Below are 18,978 nucleotides of genomic sequence, written 5' to 3'. Positions count from 1 at the left end.
GCAGTATTGCTCGTGTTCCAGGTATATCGGTACAGCGGATGGGAAATGAAAGGGGCTACCGTTCACTTCGTCGTCAACGGCGTGCCGCCCTCCGAAAGCGCCCATGAAAAAGGGCGCCGCAGCGCCCAATTCCAATGCTTGTGCCGAAGCTTAGCGGCAACGTGCTTCGTAACGCTGGCCATAACGGTCGCGATAGACGCAGTAGCCGCGGCGTTCCGAGTGGCCGATCAGGTTGCCGACGAGGCCGCCTGCGACTGCGCCGACTGCTGCGCCTCCCCAGCTATTGGTGACAGCACCGCCGATAACCGCGCCGGTGCCGGCACCAATGGCCGTGCCGCGCTCTTCAGGCGTGCACGATGCGAGCGTGCCGATAAGTGCGACTGCGATAATGATTTTTTTCATGTCTTGCTCCCTAGTTAATGGACCGGAACGGTCTAACACATATTACGAACTAAATCCGTCCCATCAGGACAAGAACGAGAATAATGACCACGACGAGACCAAGGCCACCGGAAGGACCGTAGCCCCAACCGCTGCTATAGCCCCAGTTCGGCAGAGCACCAATCAATAGAAGAACCAGTACAACGAGTAAGATTGTGCCTAGCATGGTCTGTTCCCTTCACTCCAGTCGATTTCACTGACCCTAGCAACGCGACTCACGGAAACTTGTTCCGCTTGTCTCTTCAAATATTTGCTTTGACGACCATCAAGGCGCCTGCGCCAACGTAAGCCCGTCAGGCGCAAGAAAAGAGATGGGGCAGGGTGCCGAGGCGACCCTCTCGGGGCGCGCATCAGCCACCATGCAGCCTGGAACGAAGGGTGAATCCACAGGAGTCACTGATTCGTCGCCGCTTTGTTCCTTGGCTGTTCCTGTGCATTCATAGGCTCGGCGATGCGGCTGCGCAGCCCTCCAATACTGGCGGTGGTTGCGGGATCGAGATTGTTTTTGCTCACGGGCCTTGCGTTTGCCACGTATGCTCGTCATCTGTGTGGAGCTTCATCGAAGCGTTCCTGAACCTGAAGGCTGCTGCGCCTCATCTTGCATGGACATATGACCCTGACTTCGCAGCCCATGATTTTGAGCGGTCGCGGTGTAACCGCGGTGCTCGGACCGACCAATACCGGCAAGACCCATTACGCCATCGAGCGCATGGTCGCGCACGGCAATGGCATGATCGGCCTGCCTTTGCGGCTGCTGGCGCGCGAAGTCTATACCCGTCTCGTTGAAAAGGTGGGCATCAAGAATGTTGCCCTGTTCACCGGCGAAGAAAAGATCGCGCCTCCGAACGCCTGCTATTCGGTCTGTACCGTCGAGGCCATGCCGCGCGAAACGCGCGCCTCCTTCGTCGCCATCGATGAAGTTCAGCTGGCAGGCGATCTCGAGCGCGGCCATATTTTTACGGATCGTATCCTGCATCTGCGCGGCCGCGACGAGACCCTGCTGCTGGGTGCCGGTACCATGCGGCCGATCCTCGAACACCTGCTGCCGGGCATCACCGTCGTCGAGCGGCCACGGCTTTCTCATCTTGCCTATGCCGGCCAGAAGAAAATCACCCGCCTGCCGCAGCGCAGCGCCATCGTCGCCTTTTCGGCTGACGAGGTCTATGCGATCGCCGAGCTGATCCGCCGCCAGCGCGGCGGCGCCGCCGTGGTGCTGGGCGCCCTCAGCCCACGCACGCGCAACGCGCAGGTCGAGCTCTACCAGAACGGTGATGTCGAATATCTGGTCGCCACCGATGCGATCGGCATGGGCCTCAATCTCGACGTCGATCACGTCGCCTTTGCCCAGGACCGGAAATTCGACGGCTACCAGTTCCGCCATCTCAATCCCGGCGAACTCGGCCAGATCGCCGGCCGCGCCGGCCGTCATCTGCGCGATGGCACCTTCGGGGTGACCGGCCAGGTCGATCCCTTCGATTCCGATCTGGTGCGCCGCATCGAGAGCCACCAGTTCGACAATGTCAAAGTGCTGCAGTGGCGCACCAAGGATCTCGATTTTTCTTCGGTTGCGGAGTTGAAGCTCAGCCTCGATGCGGCGCCGCGCGTCCATGGCCTGACACGCTCGCTGCCCTCCGTCGACCAGCAGGCATTGGAGCAACTGACCGGCTATCCGGAAGTTGCCCGTCTCGCCGTCGGAAGGGCGCGTGTAGAAAAATTATGGGAAGCCTGTGCATTGCCGGATTATCGGCGTATCACACCTGCCCAACACGCCGATCTGATTTCGGCCCTGTTTTCCGATCTCGTGCAGCATGGCACGGTGAACGAGGATTTCATGGCCGAGCAGGTCAGGCGCGCTGACCGTACCGATGGCGAGATCGACACGCTTTCGGCGCGAATCGCGCAGATAAGAACTTGGACCTATGTTTCGAATCGGCCCGGTTGGCTTGCCGATCCGACACACTGGCAAGAAAAGACGCGGGAAATCGAAGATCGATTGTCCGACGCGTTACATCAAAGGTTGACGAACCGCTTTGTTGATCGCAGGACATCTGTGCTCATGAAGCGCCTGAGAGAGAATGCGATGCTGGAAGCTGAAATCAGTGTAAATGGAGATGTCTTCGTCGAAGGGCATCATGTTGGGCAGTTGACCGGTTTCCGGTTCTCTCCCATTGGCGGCACCGACGGTCCGGACGCCAAGGCCGTGCAGAACGCGTCGCTCAAAGCGCTTGGTCTGGAATTCGAGGCGCGCGCGGCCCGCATGCATGCGGCCGGCAATGGCGACCTGGCGATCAGTGCCGATGGCACGGTGCGCTGGCTCGGCGATCCCGTCGCCCGACTGACCGGTAGCGATCATATCATGCGCCCGCGCGTCATCCTGCTCGCCGACGAGCAGCTGACCGGCCACGCCCGTGACCATGTCGCAGCCCGCATCGAGCGCTTCGTCAATCATCACATCTCGACCGTGCTGAAGCCGCTTGACGATCTCTCGCGCGCCGAGGACCTGCATGGCCTTGCCAAGGGTCTGGCGTTCCAGATCGTCGAGAATCTCGGCGTGCTGTTCCGCCGCGACGTGACGGAAGAAGTGAAGTCGCTTGATCAGGACGCGCGCGCCTCGATGCGCCGCTACGGCATCCGCTTCGGCGCCTACCACATCTTCGTTCCGGCCCTGCTGAAGCCGGCTCCGGCCGAACTCATCACCCTGCTCTGGGCGCTGAAGAATGACGGCATCGACAAGCCTGGCTACGGTGACCTTATTCCGGTGCTGGCCGCCGGCCGCACCTCCGTGGTGACGGATTCGACCTATGAGCGTACCTTCTACAAGCTCGCCGGCTTCCGTTTCCTCGGCAAGCGCGCCGTGCGTATCGACATCCTCGAACGTCTCGCCGACCTGATCCGGCCGCTGCTGCAGTGGAAGCCGGGCCAGCCGTCGCGCCCCGATGGTGCCTATGACGGCCGTCGCTTCACGACGACGACGGCAATGCTGTCGATCCTCGGCGCAACGCTCGACGACATGGAAGAGATCCTGAAGGGTCTCGGCTATCGCGCCGATGCGGTGCCGGCGGAAGAAGCTGCAGGCCATCTCAGCAAGCAGGATGTCCCGGCTGCTGCTGCGCCCGTGGCATCTGCCGAAGCGCCCGCAGCCGTCGATGGCGACGCCGCCACGACCTCCGAGCAGACGCCTGGCGCCGAGGTCACGGATGCCGAGCCGGCCGAGACGGTGGCCAGCGCGCCGGAGGCCGAAGCCGCAACTCCGGTTGCCGAAGAAGCCCCCGCTGCCGAGCCGGAAGCTGCTGCTTCGACCGAAGGCAAAGCCGACGCCGAGGCGACGGACGCAAATTCTGCCGCAGAGGTGGTTGCCGTCGAGCCGCCGAAGCCGGTGCTGCTGTGGCGCCTGGGTGGCCGCAACGACAATCAGCGCCCAGCGCCGCGCCAGGGCGATCGCCGTGGACAGCAGGGTGCCCGTCAGGGACAGGATCAGGCGCAGGCGCAGCCGAACAACAACCGTCGTCCCTCCGGCGATCAGCCGCAGGGCGAACGCGAAGGCCGGGACAATCGCGGCCCACGCGGCGGCAAGGAGGGTGGTCGTCCGCCCCAGCAGGGCAAGCGTCCCGATAACCGCGGCGGCGATCGCAACGAGCGCAACGACCGTGGCGGAGATCGCAACGACCGCAACAACCGTCCCGCGCCGCAGCCCATGCGCTTCGAGGCGAAGCCTCCCCGCAAGGAGAAGCCGATGGATCCGGATTCGCCCTTCGCCAAGCTGGCTGCGCTCAAGGAGCAGATGAAGAAGTAGGCTATGGCGGATGAGAGACAGGTCTCCAGCGGTTCGCGACAGCGCATCGACAAATGGCTGTTCTTCACCCGCATGCTGAAATCCCGCTCGCTGGCACAGGCTTTCGTGATGAAGGGCCATGTGCGGATCAACGGCGAGCGGATCATCCAGCCGAGCCACGGCATCAGGCCCGGCGACAAGGTCGAGCTCACACTGGAACGACGGGACATCATTCTCGTTGTCCGTCTGCCGGGGGATCGACGCGGACCTTTCGAGGAGGCAAAGCTCCTTTATGAGGATCTGACGCTGCCCCCCGACGAGACCAAGAAGCTGACGCCGTTCGAACAGGCTCTGCGCGACCCCGGCACCGGGCGACCGACCAAGCGAGAACGGCGCGAAATCGATCGGTTGATGTCCGACGACGAATAGACTGCGGCCATCTGGCCCGGACTTGCGAATTGTTTATTCTTGAAATTCGCGGGCAAAGCCGATACTTGACGAGCAACCTGCTCAGACAACCGGCCGGCTGCTTATCCATGCGGGAGCAGATCGTGTCGGCACCCGAAGGAAGTCGCGACGTTCCAGGTCGTGCGTCCCCGGACAATGTGAAAAATCCTGGAGTGCATCATGACCTATGTCGTGACCGACAACTGCGTACGTTGCAAATATACCGATTGCGTCGAAGTCTGCCCCGTCGACTGCTTCTATGAAGGCGAGAATTTCCTCGTCATTCATCCCGACGAGTGCATCGACTGCGGTGTCTGCGAACCCGAATGTCCTGCCGAGGCGATCAAGCCGGATACCGAGCCGGGCCTCGACAAGTGGCTGAAGATCAACGCCGATTATGCGGCGATCTGGCCCAATATCACCGTCAAACGCGAGCCGTTGGCCGAGGCCAAGGAGATGGATGGCGAGACCGGCAAGTTCGAGAAGTACTTCTCGGCCAACCCTGGCTCCGGCGACTAAATCCCATCTCCGATCGGGCGATGCCTCGAATCAAACTTTGCGTTCGTGCCGTGTGCAAATGCGGCACGGCAAAGCAAATTATTGATTTCCTCAGATTTTTGTGGTAACGTCTAAGAACTGATCCATTGAGGCATCCCGATGCTTCTTTTCACCACGAATGCAACCAAACAATCCGCGCGCGGTTTCCTTGACATATCAACATTATGAGTTGTCGGGTCAGGGATCGCGATGAACGGATCTTTTTTCTGCGCCTTCGTTGGACCAGCTTGTAGTCACCCCGACGGTTTACCGTCTCATCCGGGCCTGACTGACCCGGCCTCGGCGCTCGCCGGGTGCATAACAGGGAGTTTTTGATAAGAATGACGACCCAACAGAAGAAACCTTCAGTGCGCCACGGCTTCAAGACCGGCGAATCGATCGTCTATCCCGCCCACGGCGTAGGTACGATCACCGCGATTGAAGATCAAGAAGTGGCTGGCATGACGCTTGAACTTTTCGTCATCGATTTCGAAAAGGACAAGATGCGTTTGAAGGTTCCGGTGGCGAAAGCCATGAGTATCGGCATGCGCAAGCTTTCCGAAAGCGATTTCGTCGAGCGCGCCTTGAAGGTCGTACAGGGCAAGGCCCGGGTCAAGCGCACCATGTGGTCACGTCGGGCGCAGGAATATGATGCCAAGATCAATTCCGGCGATCTGATTTCCATCGCTGAGGTTGTCCGCGATCTCTATCGTGCCGAGAACCAGCCCGAGCAATCCTATTCCGAACGCCAGCTTTATGAAGCGGCGCTGGACCGGATGGCCCGCGAAATCGCTGCCGTCAATCGCCTTTCGGATACGGAAGCGGTGCGGATTGTCGAGACCAACCTCAACAAGGGACCGAAGCGCGGCAAGGTTCTGGAAGAGGATGAGTCGCAGGACGAAGCGGCCTAAACCATATAGGCAGCATTTTTCAAAAACCCGGCCCTGTGCCGGGTTTTTCTTTGGAACTTTTCTTTTTTAATGGCGTTTATCGCATGTATCTTCGGCAGAGGACCTGCCGTGTCCACCAACAAGGGACCGGATCATGCGCCCAACCTCGGACTTTTGTGTCTCTCAGACAGTAGATAGTTCGCCGCATCGATCTGACAACCCCTAACGAAATCTCGACGAGTGTCCGGGGCTCATTCCTTCAAGCCCCGGTTCAAGAACGCTGAATGTCATCCGCGCAGCCCCCTGCGCGGAAACGGTTTTGCTTTTTCTGCTTCCGGCGCGACGCCGACATTAGGGAGAATGATATGACGACCATGTCTGCAGATCGGCGCATGATTAAGATGGCAATGGCAGCCCCCTATCTCGAGCGTGGCGAGGAACATGCTCTGGCGCTCCGTTGGAAGGAAAACGACGACCGTGGCGCCCGCAACAAGATTGCAACGGCCCATATGCGCCTTGTGATCTCGATGGCCGGCAAGTTCCGCAACTTCGGCCTGCCGATGAGCGATCTGGTGCAGGAAGGCTATGTCGGCCTGCTGGAAGCCGCAGCGCGGTTCGAGCCGGAGCGGGAAGTGCGATTCTCGACCTATGCCAGCTGGTGGATCCGTGCCTCGATCCAGGATTATATCCTGCGCAACTGGTCGATCGTCCGTGGCGGCACAAGTTCGGCGCAGAAGGCGCTGTTCTTCAACCTTCGTCGTCTGCGGGCCAAGCTCGCCAAGGGCGACACGCAGTTGACCGTGCAGTCGATCCACCAGGAGATTGCCGCGGCCCTCGGTGTCAGCCTCAACGACGTCCAGGTGATGGATGCCCGCTTGTCCGGCAACGACGCATCGCTGCAGGCGCCATCGATCTCTGGCGATTCCGACAGCGCCGAACGGATGGATTTCCTGGTCAGCAACGAGCCGCTGCCGGATGAGCAGGTGACCTCGATGATCGACGGCGAGCGTCGCCGCAAGTGGTTGGCATCGGCCCTCACGCATCTCAACGAGCGCGAGATGAAGATCATCAGCGCCCGCCGCCTTGCCGAAGACGGTGCGACGCTGGAAGAGCTCGGCGCCGACCTCGGCATCTCCAAGGAACGGGTCCGCCAGATCGAAAGCCGCGCCATCGAAAAGCTGCGCAGTGCGCTTGTCGTCGCCGACCCGCACATGGCGGCGTTCGCCTGAGGCGCCACAAATCGATAAGACATTTTGCAGGGCGCGGTCGCAATGGCCGCGCCTTTTGCTATTCCGAGATGATCTTGACGCGATCGCCTGGCGACACCGAGGAGCCGGTCTGCAGGGCGTTGATCAACTTGAACAGATCGAGCTTGCGATCGGTGCCCATCATGCGCGAGGCAAGCGTGGTGATGTTGTCGCCCTGCTGGACCGTCAGCACGCGCACGCGCAGCGGCTTCAGCGAGGCGGCCTCCGCCGGCGTGATATGGCGGAAGCTGGCGCGCAGGACCTCGGCGGTCTGCTCCAGCGCCCCACTGCCCTTCGGCACGGCGGTGAGGAAGCGGAAGATCTGCGACTTGTCCCGGATGACTGTGACGTCGAAATCCCAACGGTCGGCCGAGGCACGGGCTGTCGCCGCCTCCATGCCGTTGACCGTCAGCGGCCGGATCGTCGCCGGGTCGAGGCCCGTCACCCAGCCGCTTGAGATATAGTTGGTCAGCGTCTGGTTCTGCGGATCTGCGACGCCGTCGAAGCGAACGGCGATATCGCCCGGACCCGTCGCCAGCACCGCCTCGACCTTGTTGTCGATCCGGAATTCCGGCGGCACCTCGAAGCGAATGCCGAGACCGCCGTGCAGGAAGACCTGGCCGCGGACATAGCCTTCCTCGGGGCTGTCGCCGTAGAGCAGCCCGTCGATGCCGTTCAGATAGTAGTCGCGGCCGTTGTCGCCGACTTTGCCCTGCTCGCCGAACTCACGCGCATGTTCGCGAGCAAGGTCGATACGCTGCGGCGTGCTCGGGTGGCTTGACAGGAAGTCGAGGCTCTGGTCGGCGTCTGAGTTGGCCGACTGGTAGCGGCTGTAGGCTTCCATCGAATCGAGGAAACGCGCCGCGGCATAGGGGTCGTAGCCGGCCTGGCCGAGCGTGCGGATGCCGATCTCGTCGGCCTGCAGTTCCTGCTGGCGCGAGAAGGCCGCGAGGCGCAGCTTGCCGCGTGCCAGCGCCTGCTTGCCGGCGATATCGCTGGACAGAACCTCGCCGACGACGCGGCTGGCGATGACCTCAGCCTCCTCGCGCTTCTGTCGCTCGATGCCGTGGTTGGCGGTGACGTGGGCCATCTCGTGGGAGAGCACGGCAGCCACTTCGGAGGCATCGTTTGCCAGCGCCAGCAAGCCGCGCGTCACATAGAGATAGCCGCCGGGCAGCGCGAAGGCGTTGATCGCCGGGGAATTGAGGATGGTGATGCGATAGGATTGCTGCGGATTTTCAGACACGCTGGTCAGCGCGCCGGCAATGCGCGCGACCAGTCGCTCGGTCTTGGCATCCTTGTATTCACCGCCGTAGCTGGCGACGATGCGGGGATGTTCGCGGGCCCCCATCTGGGCGCGCGGGTCGTTCTTTTGGACTTCCGAGACGATCTGCGGATTGGCCGATGGCGACACGTTCGGCTGATAGGTCTGGTCCATCAGCGACTGACAGCTGTTCAGCACCGTTGCCGCCGCCAGCAGCAGGGCAAAGCGCCGGCACGACACCACGGCGCCGCGCGTCCAGGTCTGGCGCAAGCGTCTTGCCGATCGTTCCATGCGCTGGGGCTGTTTCAGGATTTCGGTTCCGCTCGTCTCGTCTTCGGATAGGCGGGTATTCGGATCCTGCTGATCGTTTTCCCGCATGCTCAAACTCTGCATCCATCCCGACTGTCGGGCCCATTTTTTAGATAGTCTGCATTCTTTGCTCTAGCTGATTTCGGCCATTGTTGCATAGCGAGACTCTGCTTAATTGTGGCGTCGTTGCATTTTGGCAAGCATGCTGCGGATATTCCCTGCCGTGCAACACGTAAAATACGGCAAAAGTCGAGCGCCCGCGCGGCAGCTCCCTCAAATCTGCATGAATCGCTGCAGAGCGGGCAGATCCGTGGTGTCCAGGAAGACGTCGATCGGCGCGGAAAGGGCAATTTTCCCGCCCTCGATAAAGAGCGCGTGGTCGGCCAGCTGCCGGACCTCGCGGGGATCGTGCGAGACGATCAGAACCGTGTTTCGGCTTTCCCTGTGCAGTTCAAGGAGGAGATCGACCATACCGGCGCGCAAGCTCGGGTCGAGCGCTGCGAAGGGCTCGTCCAGCAACAGGATCGGCCGGTCGCGGATCAGCCCTCGGGCAAAGGCCGCCCTCTGCCGCTCGCCGCCGGACAGCGTGGCGGGAAGTCGCTTTTCGAAGCCTGGCAGGCCAACCCGCTCGAGCGCCTCGGAAATGCGGCGCCGGTCGTTGGCGTCTAGGCGCAAGGCGGGGTTCAGGCCGAGGCCGATATTCGTGAAGAGATCGAGATGGGCAAAGAGGTTGTTGTCCTGAAACACCAGCGATACCGGCCTGTCCGCAGGGCTCATCGCCGTCACGTCGACGCCGGCAAGGCGGATGCTGCCGCTGTCGGCGGTCTCGAAGCCGGCGAGCAGGTTGAGAAAGGTCGTCTTGCCGGAACCGGACGGTCCGGTGACGGCGATGATCCGCCCCTCCGGCAGGGTGCAGTCAAAGGCGAAATCGTGGCTGCCCAGCCGCAGCCGCACCTCAGACAGGACAAGATCGGAAGGAGACGTCACGGTGTGTTGCCTTTCTCGCGCTGCTCTCCCTGGCCTGCGGTTCCGGCCACCGTCAGCAGCAGGCAAAGGATGCCGAGAAGCAGGGCAAAGCCATCCGCGTCGTTGGTACGGTAGCTTCCGAGCCGGCTATACACCAGCCAGGGCAGGGTGACGAGATCGCCGGAGCCGAACAGCGCAACAGCGCCGAGGTCGCCCAGCGACAGTGCCATGGCAAAGGACAGAGCCGTCAGCAGCGGCTTGCGCAGCCCCGGCCAGTCGACGAAACGCAGGCGCGACAGGCCTGTGAGCCCGAGGCTGGCGGAGAGCCGGCCGGTGCGCTGGGTGTGAATGGCAAAGGCCGGCTCGACGACACGGATGACGAAGGGCAGCGCCATCAGCATGTTGATGCAGACGATGAGGCTTGCCGCGAACTGCGTCGGATCGCCAAACCGTCGCAGCGCCATGAACCAGCCTGTTGCCAGCACGATCGGGGGCGCCAAGAGCACGAGCGACGAGACCGCCCCCAGCGTCGAGCCGAAAAACCGCAGGCCGAGGTTCGCCCGCCGCCTGGAGGAGATGGCATAGCGGGCGCGCACGATCACCAGCGCGGCGAGGACGGCGAGCATCCCAGCGGCAAGCGCGATGGCGAGGCTTGTCAGCAACGCCTGCAGGAAGACCGGTTGGGTTACGAGCTTGCTAAGATCGGCTTCCAGGCCATGGGAGACGACGGAGACCAGCGGCAGGCCCACGAAGAGTGCGGCGCCGACCAGCAGCGCTCCGTCGGCAAAACGGGCCTGCGGACTTTGACCGTCGAGGCGGCGCGGCGGCCTACCGCTGGACACTCCGGCGTCCGCAGGTGCCGGCAGCAGCGCCATCACGGCAAGCACGCCGCCGGTGAGGGCGATCTGCAGCAGGGACAGCGCGACGGCACGGGCGGGATCGAAGTCGAACCGCAGCGACTGGTAGATGGCGACCTCGATCGTGGTTGCCGCCGGTCCGCCGCCGAGCATCAGCACCAGGGTGAAGCTGGTGGCGCAGAGCATGAAGATCAGTCCGGCAATGCCCGGGATGAGGCCTCGCAGCACAGGCCATTCGATGAAGCGGAAGACCGAGCCTGGCCGCATGCCGAGGCCGGAGGCCACCAGCCAGTATTCCGGCGGGACGCGTTCGAGGCCGGGCAGCATCAGACGCACGGCCAGCGGTAGGTTGAAGAAGACGTGGGCGAGCAAAATGCCGGACAGGCCGTAGATGCTGACCGGTTGCGCCAGACCCAGCGCCTGCATCGCGCCGTTGACGATGCCCTGCCGGCCCCAGATGCCGAGCAGGCCCATGGCGCCGATCAGCACCGGCAGGCCCATCGGCACCGCCATCAGCCGGATCATCCAGAGGCGGCCGGGAAAGCGGGGCTGGCGGGCCAGTGCCCGGGCGATCGGGATGCCCAAGACCACCGAAAGCAAGGTGGAGAGAACAGCCTGGAGAAGGGTAAAGCGCAGGATGCGCAGAAGATAGGGATCGAGTAGCGGCGCACTGTCCGTCGCCTCGATCCCGGCGGCGAGCAGGGCGCCGACGGCAAGGCCGATAAACAGCAGGATGCCGGCAAGGCTGATTGCCCCACCGGTCAGTGCCTGTTTTCGCTCGGGTGCCGTCAGCATCCAGGCTTTGTCAGTTGCCGCTGGTGGCGGTCAGCCATTCGTCGATCCAGGCCTTGCGGTTCTTGTCGACCTCGGCCGGGCTCATCAGGAAAGTCTTGGTCGGCACGACGAGCTTGCCGAAGGCGTCCGGCAGCGGCTCCGAGGTGGCGGAGACCGGCATCATCCAATTGTTGGTGGGGATGATATCCTGGAAGCCGGGGGTGATCATGAATTTCAGGAAGTCGCGGGCGAGCTCCTGGTTCTTGGACGTCTTCGTCAGGCCTGCCACTTCGATCTGGATGTAATGACCTTCCGAGAAGGATGCCGCCTGGTAGCGGTCGGTCTTGTCGGCGATCATGTGATAGGCCGGCGAGGTCGTGTAGGAGAGCACCATCGGTGCCTCGCCCTTGGTGAAGAGGTCATAGGCTTCCGACCAGCCGGGGGTGACCGTCAGGATGCGGCCCTTCAGCTTCTTCCACGCTTCCGCCGACTTGTCGCCATAGACGGATTTTACCCAGAGCAGAAGGCCGAGGCCGGGCGTCGATGTGCGTGGATCCTCGATGACGATCTTCTGGGTGGGATCGCCCTCGACCAGTTCCTTCAGGCTCTTCGGCGGGTTCTTGATGGTCTGGGTGTCGTAGACGACGGCGAAGTGGCCGTAATCATAGGGCACGAAGACATCGTCCTTGAAGTCGCCGGGCAGTTTCACGGCGGATGTGTCGATACCGGCGGGCTCGAACAGGCCGGTGTCCTTGGCTTCGTCGACGAGATTGGTGTCGAGACCGAGGACCACGTCGGCCTTTGTGTCCTTGCCCTCGAGCTTCAGGCGCGACAACAGGGCGACGCCGTCGGTGACGGCCACGTAGTTGACGGTGCAGCTGCAGGTCTTCTCGAAAGCGGCCTTGACCTTGGGGCCGGGGCCCCAGTCGGCGGTGAAGCTCTCATAGGTATAGACGGTGAGCGTCTTGTCGGCCGCCTGGCTGGCGGTTGCGGTCAAAAGGCTCGCGCCGGCCGCCAGAATCAGGCCGGCCATCCATGTCGTCAGTGATCGGGTGGGCATTGCAGCGCCTCCTCCTTGGTTGGTGTTGTCACGGAGAATAGGCGCTATGATTTTCGCGCGTCTAATCCCTCCGCCGGTGTTAACCGGATCAGGTTCCGCGGGTTGGCCGGTGAAGGCCTCTCAGCCAGATGTCCTGATGGACATAAGGCACCCCGTTAGAGCGACGAGAGATGTAGCCGGGCGGCCGGCCGATGGCAAGAGGGCGTTTCCCCTATTGGTAGCGTGCTTATGGCTCGTTACTCAGCGGCATGGGCGGCAGCCGACGGATCGACCTTCTGGATGGCGGTCGCGCCCGGCAACTGGACGTTCTTCAGGCAGATCGCCGTCACCAGGCCCACGAGGCAGATGCCGGCAGCAGTCAGGAACAGCGGGTTGAAGGCGGCGGCGTAGGCTTCGGCGACGGCCTCGCGGGTGGCCTCCGGCAGGCTCGCCATCATTTTCGGGGTCACTTCCTCGATATTGGCGATGCCGGGGATCGACAGGCCCACATGCAGCAAACTAGAGCCGATAATGGCGCCGTAAATGGAAATGGCGATCGAGGCGCCGCCCATGCGCGACAGGGTGACGGCACCCGTGGCGGCGCCGATGTCGCGGCTGGGTGCGGCGTTCTGGATGCCGATGACCGGCACCTGCTGGGCAAGGCCTATGCCGATGCCGTGCAGCAGCATCAGCGCGCCGATCAGGTAGACCGGCGTGCCGGCATGCACCTGCGACAGCGCCGCGAAGGCAATCATGCTGCAGGCGGCGCTGCCGATGGCGAAGGGCTTGTAGCGGCCGGTGGCCGAGATCAGCCGTCCGGCCGACAGCGAGCCGCAGACGATGCCGCCGGTCAGAAGAATGAACAGCAGGCCGGCGACGGAAGGCGAAAGTCCCGTCGTCGTTTGCAGGAACAGCGCGAAATAGTTGACCATGCCGATGGCCACGGCGCCGCTGGTCAGCGAGGTGATCAGTAGCAGCCCGAAGGTCGGGTTGCGAAACAACTGCATCGGCACGATCGGTTCCGGCGCGCGGCGCTCGATGAAGACCCAGGCGACGGCGCAGACGATGCCGACGCCGATGATGCCAAGCACGCCCGGCGACAGCAGCGAGCCGAACAGCTGCGTTCCGTCGGCGGCGAGCACGATGCAGGTGGTCGTCATGGCCAGAGCGATGGCGCCAGCATAGTCGATGCGTGGCTTGCGCGCGGGCTTGCGATAGGGGAGCATGGTAATGAGACCGGCGAGCACGATAAAGCCGATCGGAATGTTGACCAGGAAGATCGAGCGCCAGCCGAACAGGTCGCTCATCGTACCGCCGAGCACCGGGCCGATGGCGCCTGACGCCATCAGCACGAGGCTCGAATAGCTCTGGTAGCGGGCCCGTTCGCGCGGTTCGAACAGGTCGGCATTGATCGAGAAGATTGACACGAGGATGCCGCCGCCGCCCAGCCCCTGGAGGACACGGGCGGCAATCAGGGTGTTCATCGACACGGCGAGGCCGCAGATGGCCGAGCCAACGGTGAAGATGGCGATGGCCGTGATCATGACATACTTGCGGCCGAACAGATCGCCGAGCTTGCCGTAGACCGGCATGACGGCACTCAGCGACAGAAGGTAGGCCGAGCCGATCCAGCCAAAGCGCTCGAGATGGCCGAACTCGCCGACGATGGTCGGCAGCGCCGTTGAGACGATCTGGTTGTCGAGCATCGCCATGAACATGGCGACCATCAGGAATAGATAGAGGATCAGCCGCCGACGGGGATCCGTCACGAGGGGCGCAGGCGTGGTTTGCATGTCCATGATGAGTATCCAGCGAGAATGACCGACATATGTGCTAACAGCATATATCTGTCAAGAGCACTTTAATGCATTCTGCATGTTCAATTTTCCGAGAGGAGCTGTTACATTGGCTAGATGACATCAGTTGTGAAGACAGAAGAGCCGGCTTCAGACGCGACGCAGGAGGAGATGATCCTGCGGATCGGCCAGGTGATGACGCGCATGCGCCTGATGACGGGCCGCCGGATGATCAGCCGGCTGGCGATCCAGAACGTGGCGCCGGACCTGGAACTGTCGCATCTCGACGTGCTCGATGCCGTCAGGCGGGCAGAGGCCGCTGGCGAAGTGACTGTCGGCTCGGTCGCCGAGATCATGCGTATCGATCCGTCACGGGCGAGCCGCATCGTTGCCGAGATGGTGACGCGCGGCGTGCTGCGCCGAAAGGCTTCGCAGGCGGATGCCCGGCGCATCGTCGTCGTCATGACGGCGCTTGGCCAGCGGCTTCTGGCGGAAGTGCAGGCGCAGAAGCGGGCGCTGATCGGCGACATCGTCGGCGACTGGTCGGAGGCGGACCTCGAACTGTTCTCGCGGCTGTTCGACCAGTTCATCGGCGGCTTCGAGCAGGCGTTCAAGGCCCGCTACCGCGAATCGGAGGACTGAACCCCTCATTTCGCCGATGACGGGCTGCCGCTCTTCCCTATCGACCCGTGTTTGCGCTATGGGCTTGCCCATGACCTCATCCACCTTCACGATCCTGCTCGGCGGGGCGCTGCACCTGACCGAGCGGCTCAAAGCTGCGGTCGCGGATAGCCGCTTCATCGCAGCCGATGGCGGCATGCGCCATGCGCAGGCGCTCGGCGTGATGCCGGAGCTGTGGGTCGGCGATTTCGATTCCACGTCAGCAAACCTCGGCCTTGCCTTCCCCGACGTGCCCCGTCAGCCCTATCCGGCGGCCAAGGCCCAGACGGACGGCGAGATCGCCATCGAGGAGGCGATCCGCCGCGGTGCCCGGCGCCTGGTGCTCGCTGGCGCCCTGGGCGGGGAGCGCTCCGATCATGCATTGGCGCTGCTGCTCTATGGCGTCCATCTTGCGGAGCAGGGCTTCTCGATGCTGTTGACATCAGGCGAGGAGGAAGCGGTGCCGCTCATTGCGGGAGAGCTACAACTCGACCTGCCGGCCGGCAGCCTGTTCTCCGTCTCCGGCTTCGACGCCCTCGAGGGGCTGTCGATCGCCAATGCCCGTTATCCGCTCGCCGGTTTCCATTTGCCCTTCGGTGCATCCCGCACCATTTCCAATGTGGCGGAAGGTGCGGTCACCTTCTCGCTTTCGAGCGGCAGGGCCATCGTCCTTGCCCGCCCCTATGACCTTTCCGGAGTCTGACCCTTGGCCCCTCCCATTCTGAAACTCGACGACATCTTTCTTTCCTTCGGCGGTGCGCCGCTGCTGGCTGGCGCCAACTTCCAGGTCGAGCCCGGCGACAAGATCTCACTGGTCGGCCGCAACGGTTCCGGCAAGTCGACGCTGCTGAAAATCGCGGCCGGCATGGTCGAAGCCCAGTCCGGCGAGGTTTTCCGTCATCCCTCATCGACGATCCGCTATCTCGAGCAGGCACCTGATTTCGGTGACCACAAGACGGTGCTCTCCTATGCCGAGGAAGGCCTGACGCTGGGCGACGATCCCTATCGCCTGACCTACCTGCTGTCGCATCTGGGCCTGACAGGCGAGGAAGACCCGAACAGCCTGTCGGGCGGCGAAGCGCGCCGGGCGGCGCTCGCCCGCGTGCTGGCGCCGGAGCCTGACATCCTGCTGCTCGACGAGCCGACCAACCATCTCGACCTGCCGACCATCGAATGGCTGGAAGGCGAGCTGCAGAAAACCCGCAGCGCCATCGTCGTCATCTCGCATGACCGTCGCTTCCTGGAAAAGGTCTCGACAGCCACCGTCTGGCTCGATCGCGGCACCTCGCGTCGCCTCGACAGGGGCTTCGGCTTCTTCGAGGCCTGGCGCGACCAGGTGCTGGAACAGGAGGAGCTGGAACAGCACAAGCTCGGCAAGCAGATCGAGCGGGAAGAACACTGGCTGCGCTATGGCGTGACCGCGCGGCGCAAGCGCAACATGCGGCGCCTCGGCGATCTGCAGACGATGCGCGCCGACTATCGCGGCCACAAGGGTCCGCAGGGGTCGGTCAACGCCAATATCTCCGACGTGCAGGAATCCGGCAAGCTGGTGATCGAGGCCGAGCTGATCACCAAGACCTATGGCGAGCGCAGCATCGTCGCGCCCTTCTCGATCCGCGTCCACAGAGGCGATTGCATCGGCCTGGTCGGTCCGAACGGCGCCGGAAAGACCACGCTCCTGAAGATGCTGACCGGCCAATTGAAGCCCGACAGCGGCAAGATCAAGCTCGGCACCAATCTCGAGATCGCCACGCTCGACCAGAAGCGCGAGGATCTCGACCCGGAAGAAACGCTGGCCCATTATCTCACCGACGGACGCGGAGAAAGCTTGATCGTCAACGGCGAGCAGCGCCATGTCACCGGCTACATGAAGGACTTCCTGTTCGCGCCGGAACAGGCCCGCACGCCGATCCGGAAACTGTCGGGCGGCGAGCGCGCCCGGCTGATGCTCGCCCGCATCCTGTCGCGGCCGACCAACCTTCTGATCCTCGACGAACCGACCAACGACCTCGACATCGAGACCCTCGACCTGCTGCAGGAAACCGTCGCCAGCTTCGCCGGCACCGTCATCCTCGTCAGCCATGATCGCGACTTCCTCGACCGCACCGTGACATCGACCATCGCGCCCATGAACCCCGATGCGCCCGATGGCCGCTGGATCGAATATGCCGGCGGCTATACCGACATGCTGGAACAGCGCAAGGGCGTTGCCGACGAATTGCGCAAGGCGGCCAAGGCCGAAAAGGCGCGGACCTCCGGCGGCTCAAACGGCAGCCAGGGCGGCAACAAGGGCAAGGCGAAGCTCTCCTTCAAGCAGACCTACGCGCTCGAAAACATTCCGAAGGAAATCGCCAAGGCCGAGGCCGAGATCGCCGCGCGCGAACTGAAAATGTCCGATCCGAAGCTGTTTTCCAAGGACCCGGCAACGTTCAACGCGCTTGCCAAGGAAGTGGAAAAGCTCCGGGCCAAGGTAACGAAGATGGAAGAGGAATGGCTCGAGCTGGAGACGCTGCGCGAGCAGATGGGCGGATAACGGCCGCAAGCGGTTGAACACGCCGCACGCGATCCGAGCAGTATTCGTTATCTCGAATGGAACCATTGCCGTAGCGGTACATTGACCATGCGATTTCGACGTGGCGAGCGCGACAACTTACGGCGCCAGGCGATGTAGCTGTATCGTAGGGCTGACGCGGTAGGGCTTATGCCTTTGCCAGCCTGCTGGAGGTCTTGAGTGATGGACGAGAAGGTTCTGATCGTGGAGGACGAGATGCTGATTGCTCTCGACCTCGAATATATGGTGGAAAGCAACGGGCTGAAGGTTGCCGGCGTCGCCAACAGCATGGCGAGGGCCATGGCCGCCGCACCCTATGCTGACATCGCTCTGGTCGACGTCAATCTTTCCGACGGCCCAACCGGTCCGGCCATCGGCCGTATGCTTGCGGAGCAATACGGCATAGCCGTCATCTTCATGACCGCCAATCCGGAAGCCGTTGCCGGTGGCATTGCAGGCACGCTCGGCGTGCTGCGCAAGCCTGTGCAGCCTGGAATGGTTGCGCAGACGCTGAAATATGCGCTCCGCCGCATCTCGGGCCAGCTGGCAGCCGTGCCATCCGACATGCAGGTCTTCGCCGCCTGATCGCGATGACATTTGTCCGGCTTCAGAACAGGCCGGATTAATTCCATAGCATGCTGTCTTAATTCCCGAGCGCGCCGAGACCCGGTCTTCGGCCTATTACCGTTTCCGCAGGTTACAAATGCGGGTTGCGGGGCCTGTACTTGCTGACGAGCGCCTGGTTGATGTCCCTGGCGCCCGGCATGTTGGCGCTGCGGTAGACCGGCGGATCGCCCTCATCCGACAATCTGGCGGCGACTTCCGCAAAAATGGCATTCAGCAGCGTTGCGCCGATGGCCGTCGAGGCCGGGCCGACCTTGATGTCGCTGCCGGGCAGGTCCACCAGCGCATCGCCCGGCGGCAGACCGTTGTCGAAAACGATATCGGCCAGATCAGCCAGCCGCCTGCGGCCGTTGGCAATCGCCGTGGAGTAGGCGAGCGAGGTGATGGCGATGACCGTAGCGCCGATCTCGCGGCCATAATCGGCCGCCTCCGTCGGCGCGGCGTTGACGCCGGAGTTGGAGGCGATGATCAGCACGTCGCCGCGCTCCATCCGGTAGCGCTCGAGCACCGGGCGGACCAGCCCTTCGGTGCGCTCGTAGACCGAGCTGATGACCGCGCCCTCATGCAGCATCGCCGAGCCGACCAGCACCGGAATTGTGATTGCAAGGCCACCCGCCCGGTAATGCACCTCCTCGGCCAGCATGTGCGAATGGCCGGTGCCGAAGATATAGACTCGCCGATCCGAGCGCGCGGCCGCGCAGATGACGCGGGCGGCCTTGGCCATCGGCTCGGCAAGCGACTGGCGCAACGCCTCCATCCGGGCGATGACCTCGAGGAAATAGGCATCTGTGATCGCGGTCATTG

Annotated in this window: 17 protein-coding genes and 1 riboswitch; of the genes, 9 read left to right on the top strand and 8 right to left on the bottom strand. The window is 63.0% G+C overall.

Going from position 1 to position 18,978, the window contains the following annotated elements; all coding sequences use genetic code 11:
• Positions 1–150 precede the first annotated feature (150 nt).
• Positions 151–402, bottom strand: coding sequence for a YMGG-like glycine zipper-containing protein (locus tag VH564_RS06180; protein ID WP_423338937.1), 252 nt, complete (start codon positions 400–402; stop codon positions 151–153).
• Positions 403–451: 49 nt separating this feature from the next.
• On the bottom strand, positions 452–607 hold the full coding sequence (locus VH564_RS06175; protein WP_423338936.1) for a DUF3309 family protein: 156 nt from the start codon (positions 605–607) through the stop codon (positions 452–454).
• Between the two features lie 444 nt (positions 608–1,051).
• On the opposite strand from VH564_RS06175, the gene VH564_RS06170 reads away from it, so the two are divergent.
• The 5 genes from VH564_RS06170 (at position 1,052) to VH564_RS06150 (ending at position 7,316) form a co-directional block, all read left to right on the top strand.
• Complete coding sequence (locus VH564_RS06170) at positions 1,052–4,234, top strand: helicase-related protein (RefSeq protein WP_423338935.1); 3,183 nt, start codon at positions 1,052–1,054, stop codon at positions 4,232–4,234.
• A 3-nt stretch (positions 4,235–4,237) separates the two neighbouring features.
• A complete protein-coding gene (locus VH564_RS06165) occupies positions 4,238–4,642 on the top strand; it encodes an RNA-binding S4 domain-containing protein (RefSeq protein ID WP_423338934.1) in 405 nt (134 codons plus the stop codon).
• Positions 4,643–4,840: 198 nt separating this feature from the next.
• Positions 4,841–5,179, top strand: coding sequence for a ferredoxin FdxA (gene fdxA, locus VH564_RS06160; RefSeq protein ID WP_423338933.1), 339 nt, complete (start codon positions 4,841–4,843; stop codon positions 5,177–5,179).
• 359 nt (positions 5,180–5,538) lie between these two features.
• Positions 5,539–6,108, top strand: a complete 570-nt coding sequence (locus VH564_RS06155; RefSeq protein ID WP_423338932.1) for a CarD family transcriptional regulator — start codon at positions 5,539–5,541, stop codon at positions 6,106–6,108.
• Between the two features lie 344 nt (positions 6,109–6,452).
• On the top strand, positions 6,453–7,316 hold the full coding sequence (locus tag VH564_RS06150; RefSeq protein ID WP_423338931.1) for an RNA polymerase factor sigma-32: 864 nt from the start codon (positions 6,453–6,455) through the stop codon (positions 7,314–7,316).
• A 58-nt stretch (positions 7,317–7,374) separates the two neighbouring features.
• On the opposite strand, the gene VH564_RS06145 is transcribed toward VH564_RS06150, so the two are convergent.
• The 5 genes from VH564_RS06145 to VH564_RS06125 all read right to left on the bottom strand — a co-directional run bounded on the left by VH564_RS06145 (position 7,375) and on the right by VH564_RS06125 (position 14,342).
• The gene (locus tag VH564_RS06145) at positions 7,375–8,889 is read right to left on the bottom strand and encodes a M48 family metalloprotease (protein WP_423339388.1); all 1,515 of its coding nucleotides are present in this window, start codon (positions 8,887–8,889) and stop codon (positions 7,375–7,377) included.
• Positions 8,890–9,180: 291 nt separating this feature from the next.
• Complete coding sequence (locus VH564_RS06140; RefSeq protein ID WP_423338930.1) at positions 9,181–9,894, bottom strand: ATP-binding cassette domain-containing protein; 714 nt, start codon at positions 9,892–9,894, stop codon at positions 9,181–9,183.
• On the bottom strand, positions 9,891–11,525 hold the full coding sequence (gene thiP, locus VH564_RS06135; protein WP_423338929.1) for a thiamine/thiamine pyrophosphate ABC transporter permease ThiP: 1,635 nt from the start codon (positions 11,523–11,525) through the stop codon (positions 9,891–9,893). The genes VH564_RS06140 and thiP overlap by 4 nt, the downstream gene beginning before the upstream one ends.
• A gap of 10 nt (positions 11,526–11,535) precedes the next feature.
• Entirely contained in the window at positions 11,536–12,564 is a 1,029-nt protein-coding gene (thiB, locus tag VH564_RS06130) for a thiamine ABC transporter substrate binding subunit (RefSeq protein ID WP_423338928.1), read from the bottom strand.
• 48 nt (positions 12,565–12,612) lie between these two features.
• A riboswitch (TPP riboswitch) is annotated at positions 12,613–12,729 on the bottom strand.
• Positions 12,730–12,800: 71 nt separating this feature from the next.
• Positions 12,801–14,342 (bottom strand): MDR family MFS transporter, encoded by a 1,542-nt coding sequence (locus tag VH564_RS06125; RefSeq protein WP_423338927.1) that lies wholly within the window; start codon positions 14,340–14,342, stop codon positions 12,801–12,803.
• Positions 14,343–14,456: 114 nt separating this feature from the next.
• On the opposite strand from VH564_RS06125, the gene VH564_RS06120 reads away from it, so the two are divergent.
• The 4 genes from VH564_RS06120 to VH564_RS06105 all read left to right on the top strand — a co-directional run bounded on the left by VH564_RS06120 (position 14,457) and on the right by VH564_RS06105 (position 18,135).
• The gene (locus VH564_RS06120; protein WP_423338926.1) at positions 14,457–14,981 is read left to right on the top strand and encodes a MarR family winged helix-turn-helix transcriptional regulator; all 525 of its coding nucleotides are present in this window, start codon (positions 14,457–14,459) and stop codon (positions 14,979–14,981) included.
• Between the two features lie 70 nt (positions 14,982–15,051).
• Entirely contained in the window at positions 15,052–15,702 is a 651-nt protein-coding gene (locus VH564_RS06115; RefSeq protein ID WP_423338925.1) for a thiamine diphosphokinase, read from the top strand.
• 3 nt (positions 15,703–15,705) lie between these two features.
• Positions 15,706–17,532, top strand: a complete 1,827-nt coding sequence (locus VH564_RS06110) for an ABC-F family ATP-binding cassette domain-containing protein (RefSeq protein ID WP_423338924.1) — start codon at positions 15,706–15,708, stop codon at positions 17,530–17,532.
• Positions 17,533–17,733: 201 nt separating this feature from the next.
• Positions 17,734–18,135 (top strand): response regulator, encoded by a 402-nt coding sequence (locus VH564_RS06105; RefSeq protein WP_423339387.1) that lies wholly within the window; start codon positions 17,734–17,736, stop codon positions 18,133–18,135.
• Positions 18,136–18,247: 112 nt separating this feature from the next.
• Here the strand turns inward: VH564_RS06105 and VH564_RS06100 are convergent, their stop codons facing one another.
• Positions 18,248–18,976, bottom strand: a complete 729-nt coding sequence (locus VH564_RS06100) for an SIS domain-containing protein (protein WP_423338923.1) — start codon at positions 18,974–18,976, stop codon at positions 18,248–18,250.
• Between the last annotated feature and the right edge of the window lie 2 nt (positions 18,977–18,978).

The sequence above is a fragment of the Rhizobium sp. HT1-10 genome, assembly GCF_049472505.1.
Taxonomy (GTDB): Bacteria; Pseudomonadota; Alphaproteobacteria; order Rhizobiales; family Rhizobiaceae; genus Rhizobium.
This window is presented reverse-complemented; position numbering and strand designations above follow the sequence as displayed.

Coding starts and splice junctions, on each gene's coding strand:
- VH564_RS06170 (WP_423338935.1), top strand. CDS start 1,052: ATGACCCTGACTTCGCAGCCCATGATTTTGAGCGGTCGCGGTGTAACC.
- VH564_RS06175 (WP_423338936.1), bottom strand. CDS start 607: ATGCTAGGCACAATCTTACTCGTTGTACTGGTTCTTCTATTGATTGGT.
- VH564_RS06120 (WP_423338926.1), top strand. CDS start 14,457: ATGACATCAGTTGTGAAGACAGAAGAGCCGGCTTCAGACGCGACGCAG.
- VH564_RS06105 (WP_423339387.1), top strand. CDS start 17,734: ATGGACGAGAAGGTTCTGATCGTGGAGGACGAGATGCTGATTGCTCTC.
- VH564_RS06150 (WP_423338931.1), top strand. CDS start 6,453: ATGACGACCATGTCTGCAGATCGGCGCATGATTAAGATGGCAATGGCA.
- VH564_RS06180 (WP_423338937.1), bottom strand. CDS start 402: ATGAAAAAAATCATTATCGCAGTCGCACTTATCGGCACGCTCGCATCG.
- VH564_RS06155 (WP_423338932.1), top strand. CDS start 5,539: ATGACGACCCAACAGAAGAAACCTTCAGTGCGCCACGGCTTCAAGACC.
- VH564_RS06115 (WP_423338925.1), top strand. CDS start 15,052: ATGACCTCATCCACCTTCACGATCCTGCTCGGCGGGGCGCTGCACCTG.
- VH564_RS06165 (WP_423338934.1), top strand. CDS start 4,238: ATGGCGGATGAGAGACAGGTCTCCAGCGGTTCGCGACAGCGCATCGAC.
- thiP (WP_423338929.1), bottom strand. CDS start 11,525: ATGCTGACGGCACCCGAGCGAAAACAGGCACTGACCGGTGGGGCAATC.
- VH564_RS06125 (WP_423338927.1), bottom strand. CDS start 14,342: ATGGACATGCAAACCACGCCTGCGCCCCTCGTGACGGATCCCCGTCGG.
- thiB (WP_423338928.1), bottom strand. CDS start 12,564: ATGCCCACCCGATCACTGACGACATGGATGGCCGGCCTGATTCTGGCG.
- fdxA (WP_423338933.1), top strand. CDS start 4,841: ATGACCTATGTCGTGACCGACAACTGCGTACGTTGCAAATATACCGAT.
- VH564_RS06100 (WP_423338923.1), bottom strand. CDS start 18,976: ATGACCGCGATCACAGATGCCTATTTCCTCGAGGTCATCGCCCGGATG.
- VH564_RS06145 (WP_423339388.1), bottom strand. CDS start 8,889: ATGGAACGATCGGCAAGACGCTTGCGCCAGACCTGGACGCGCGGCGCC.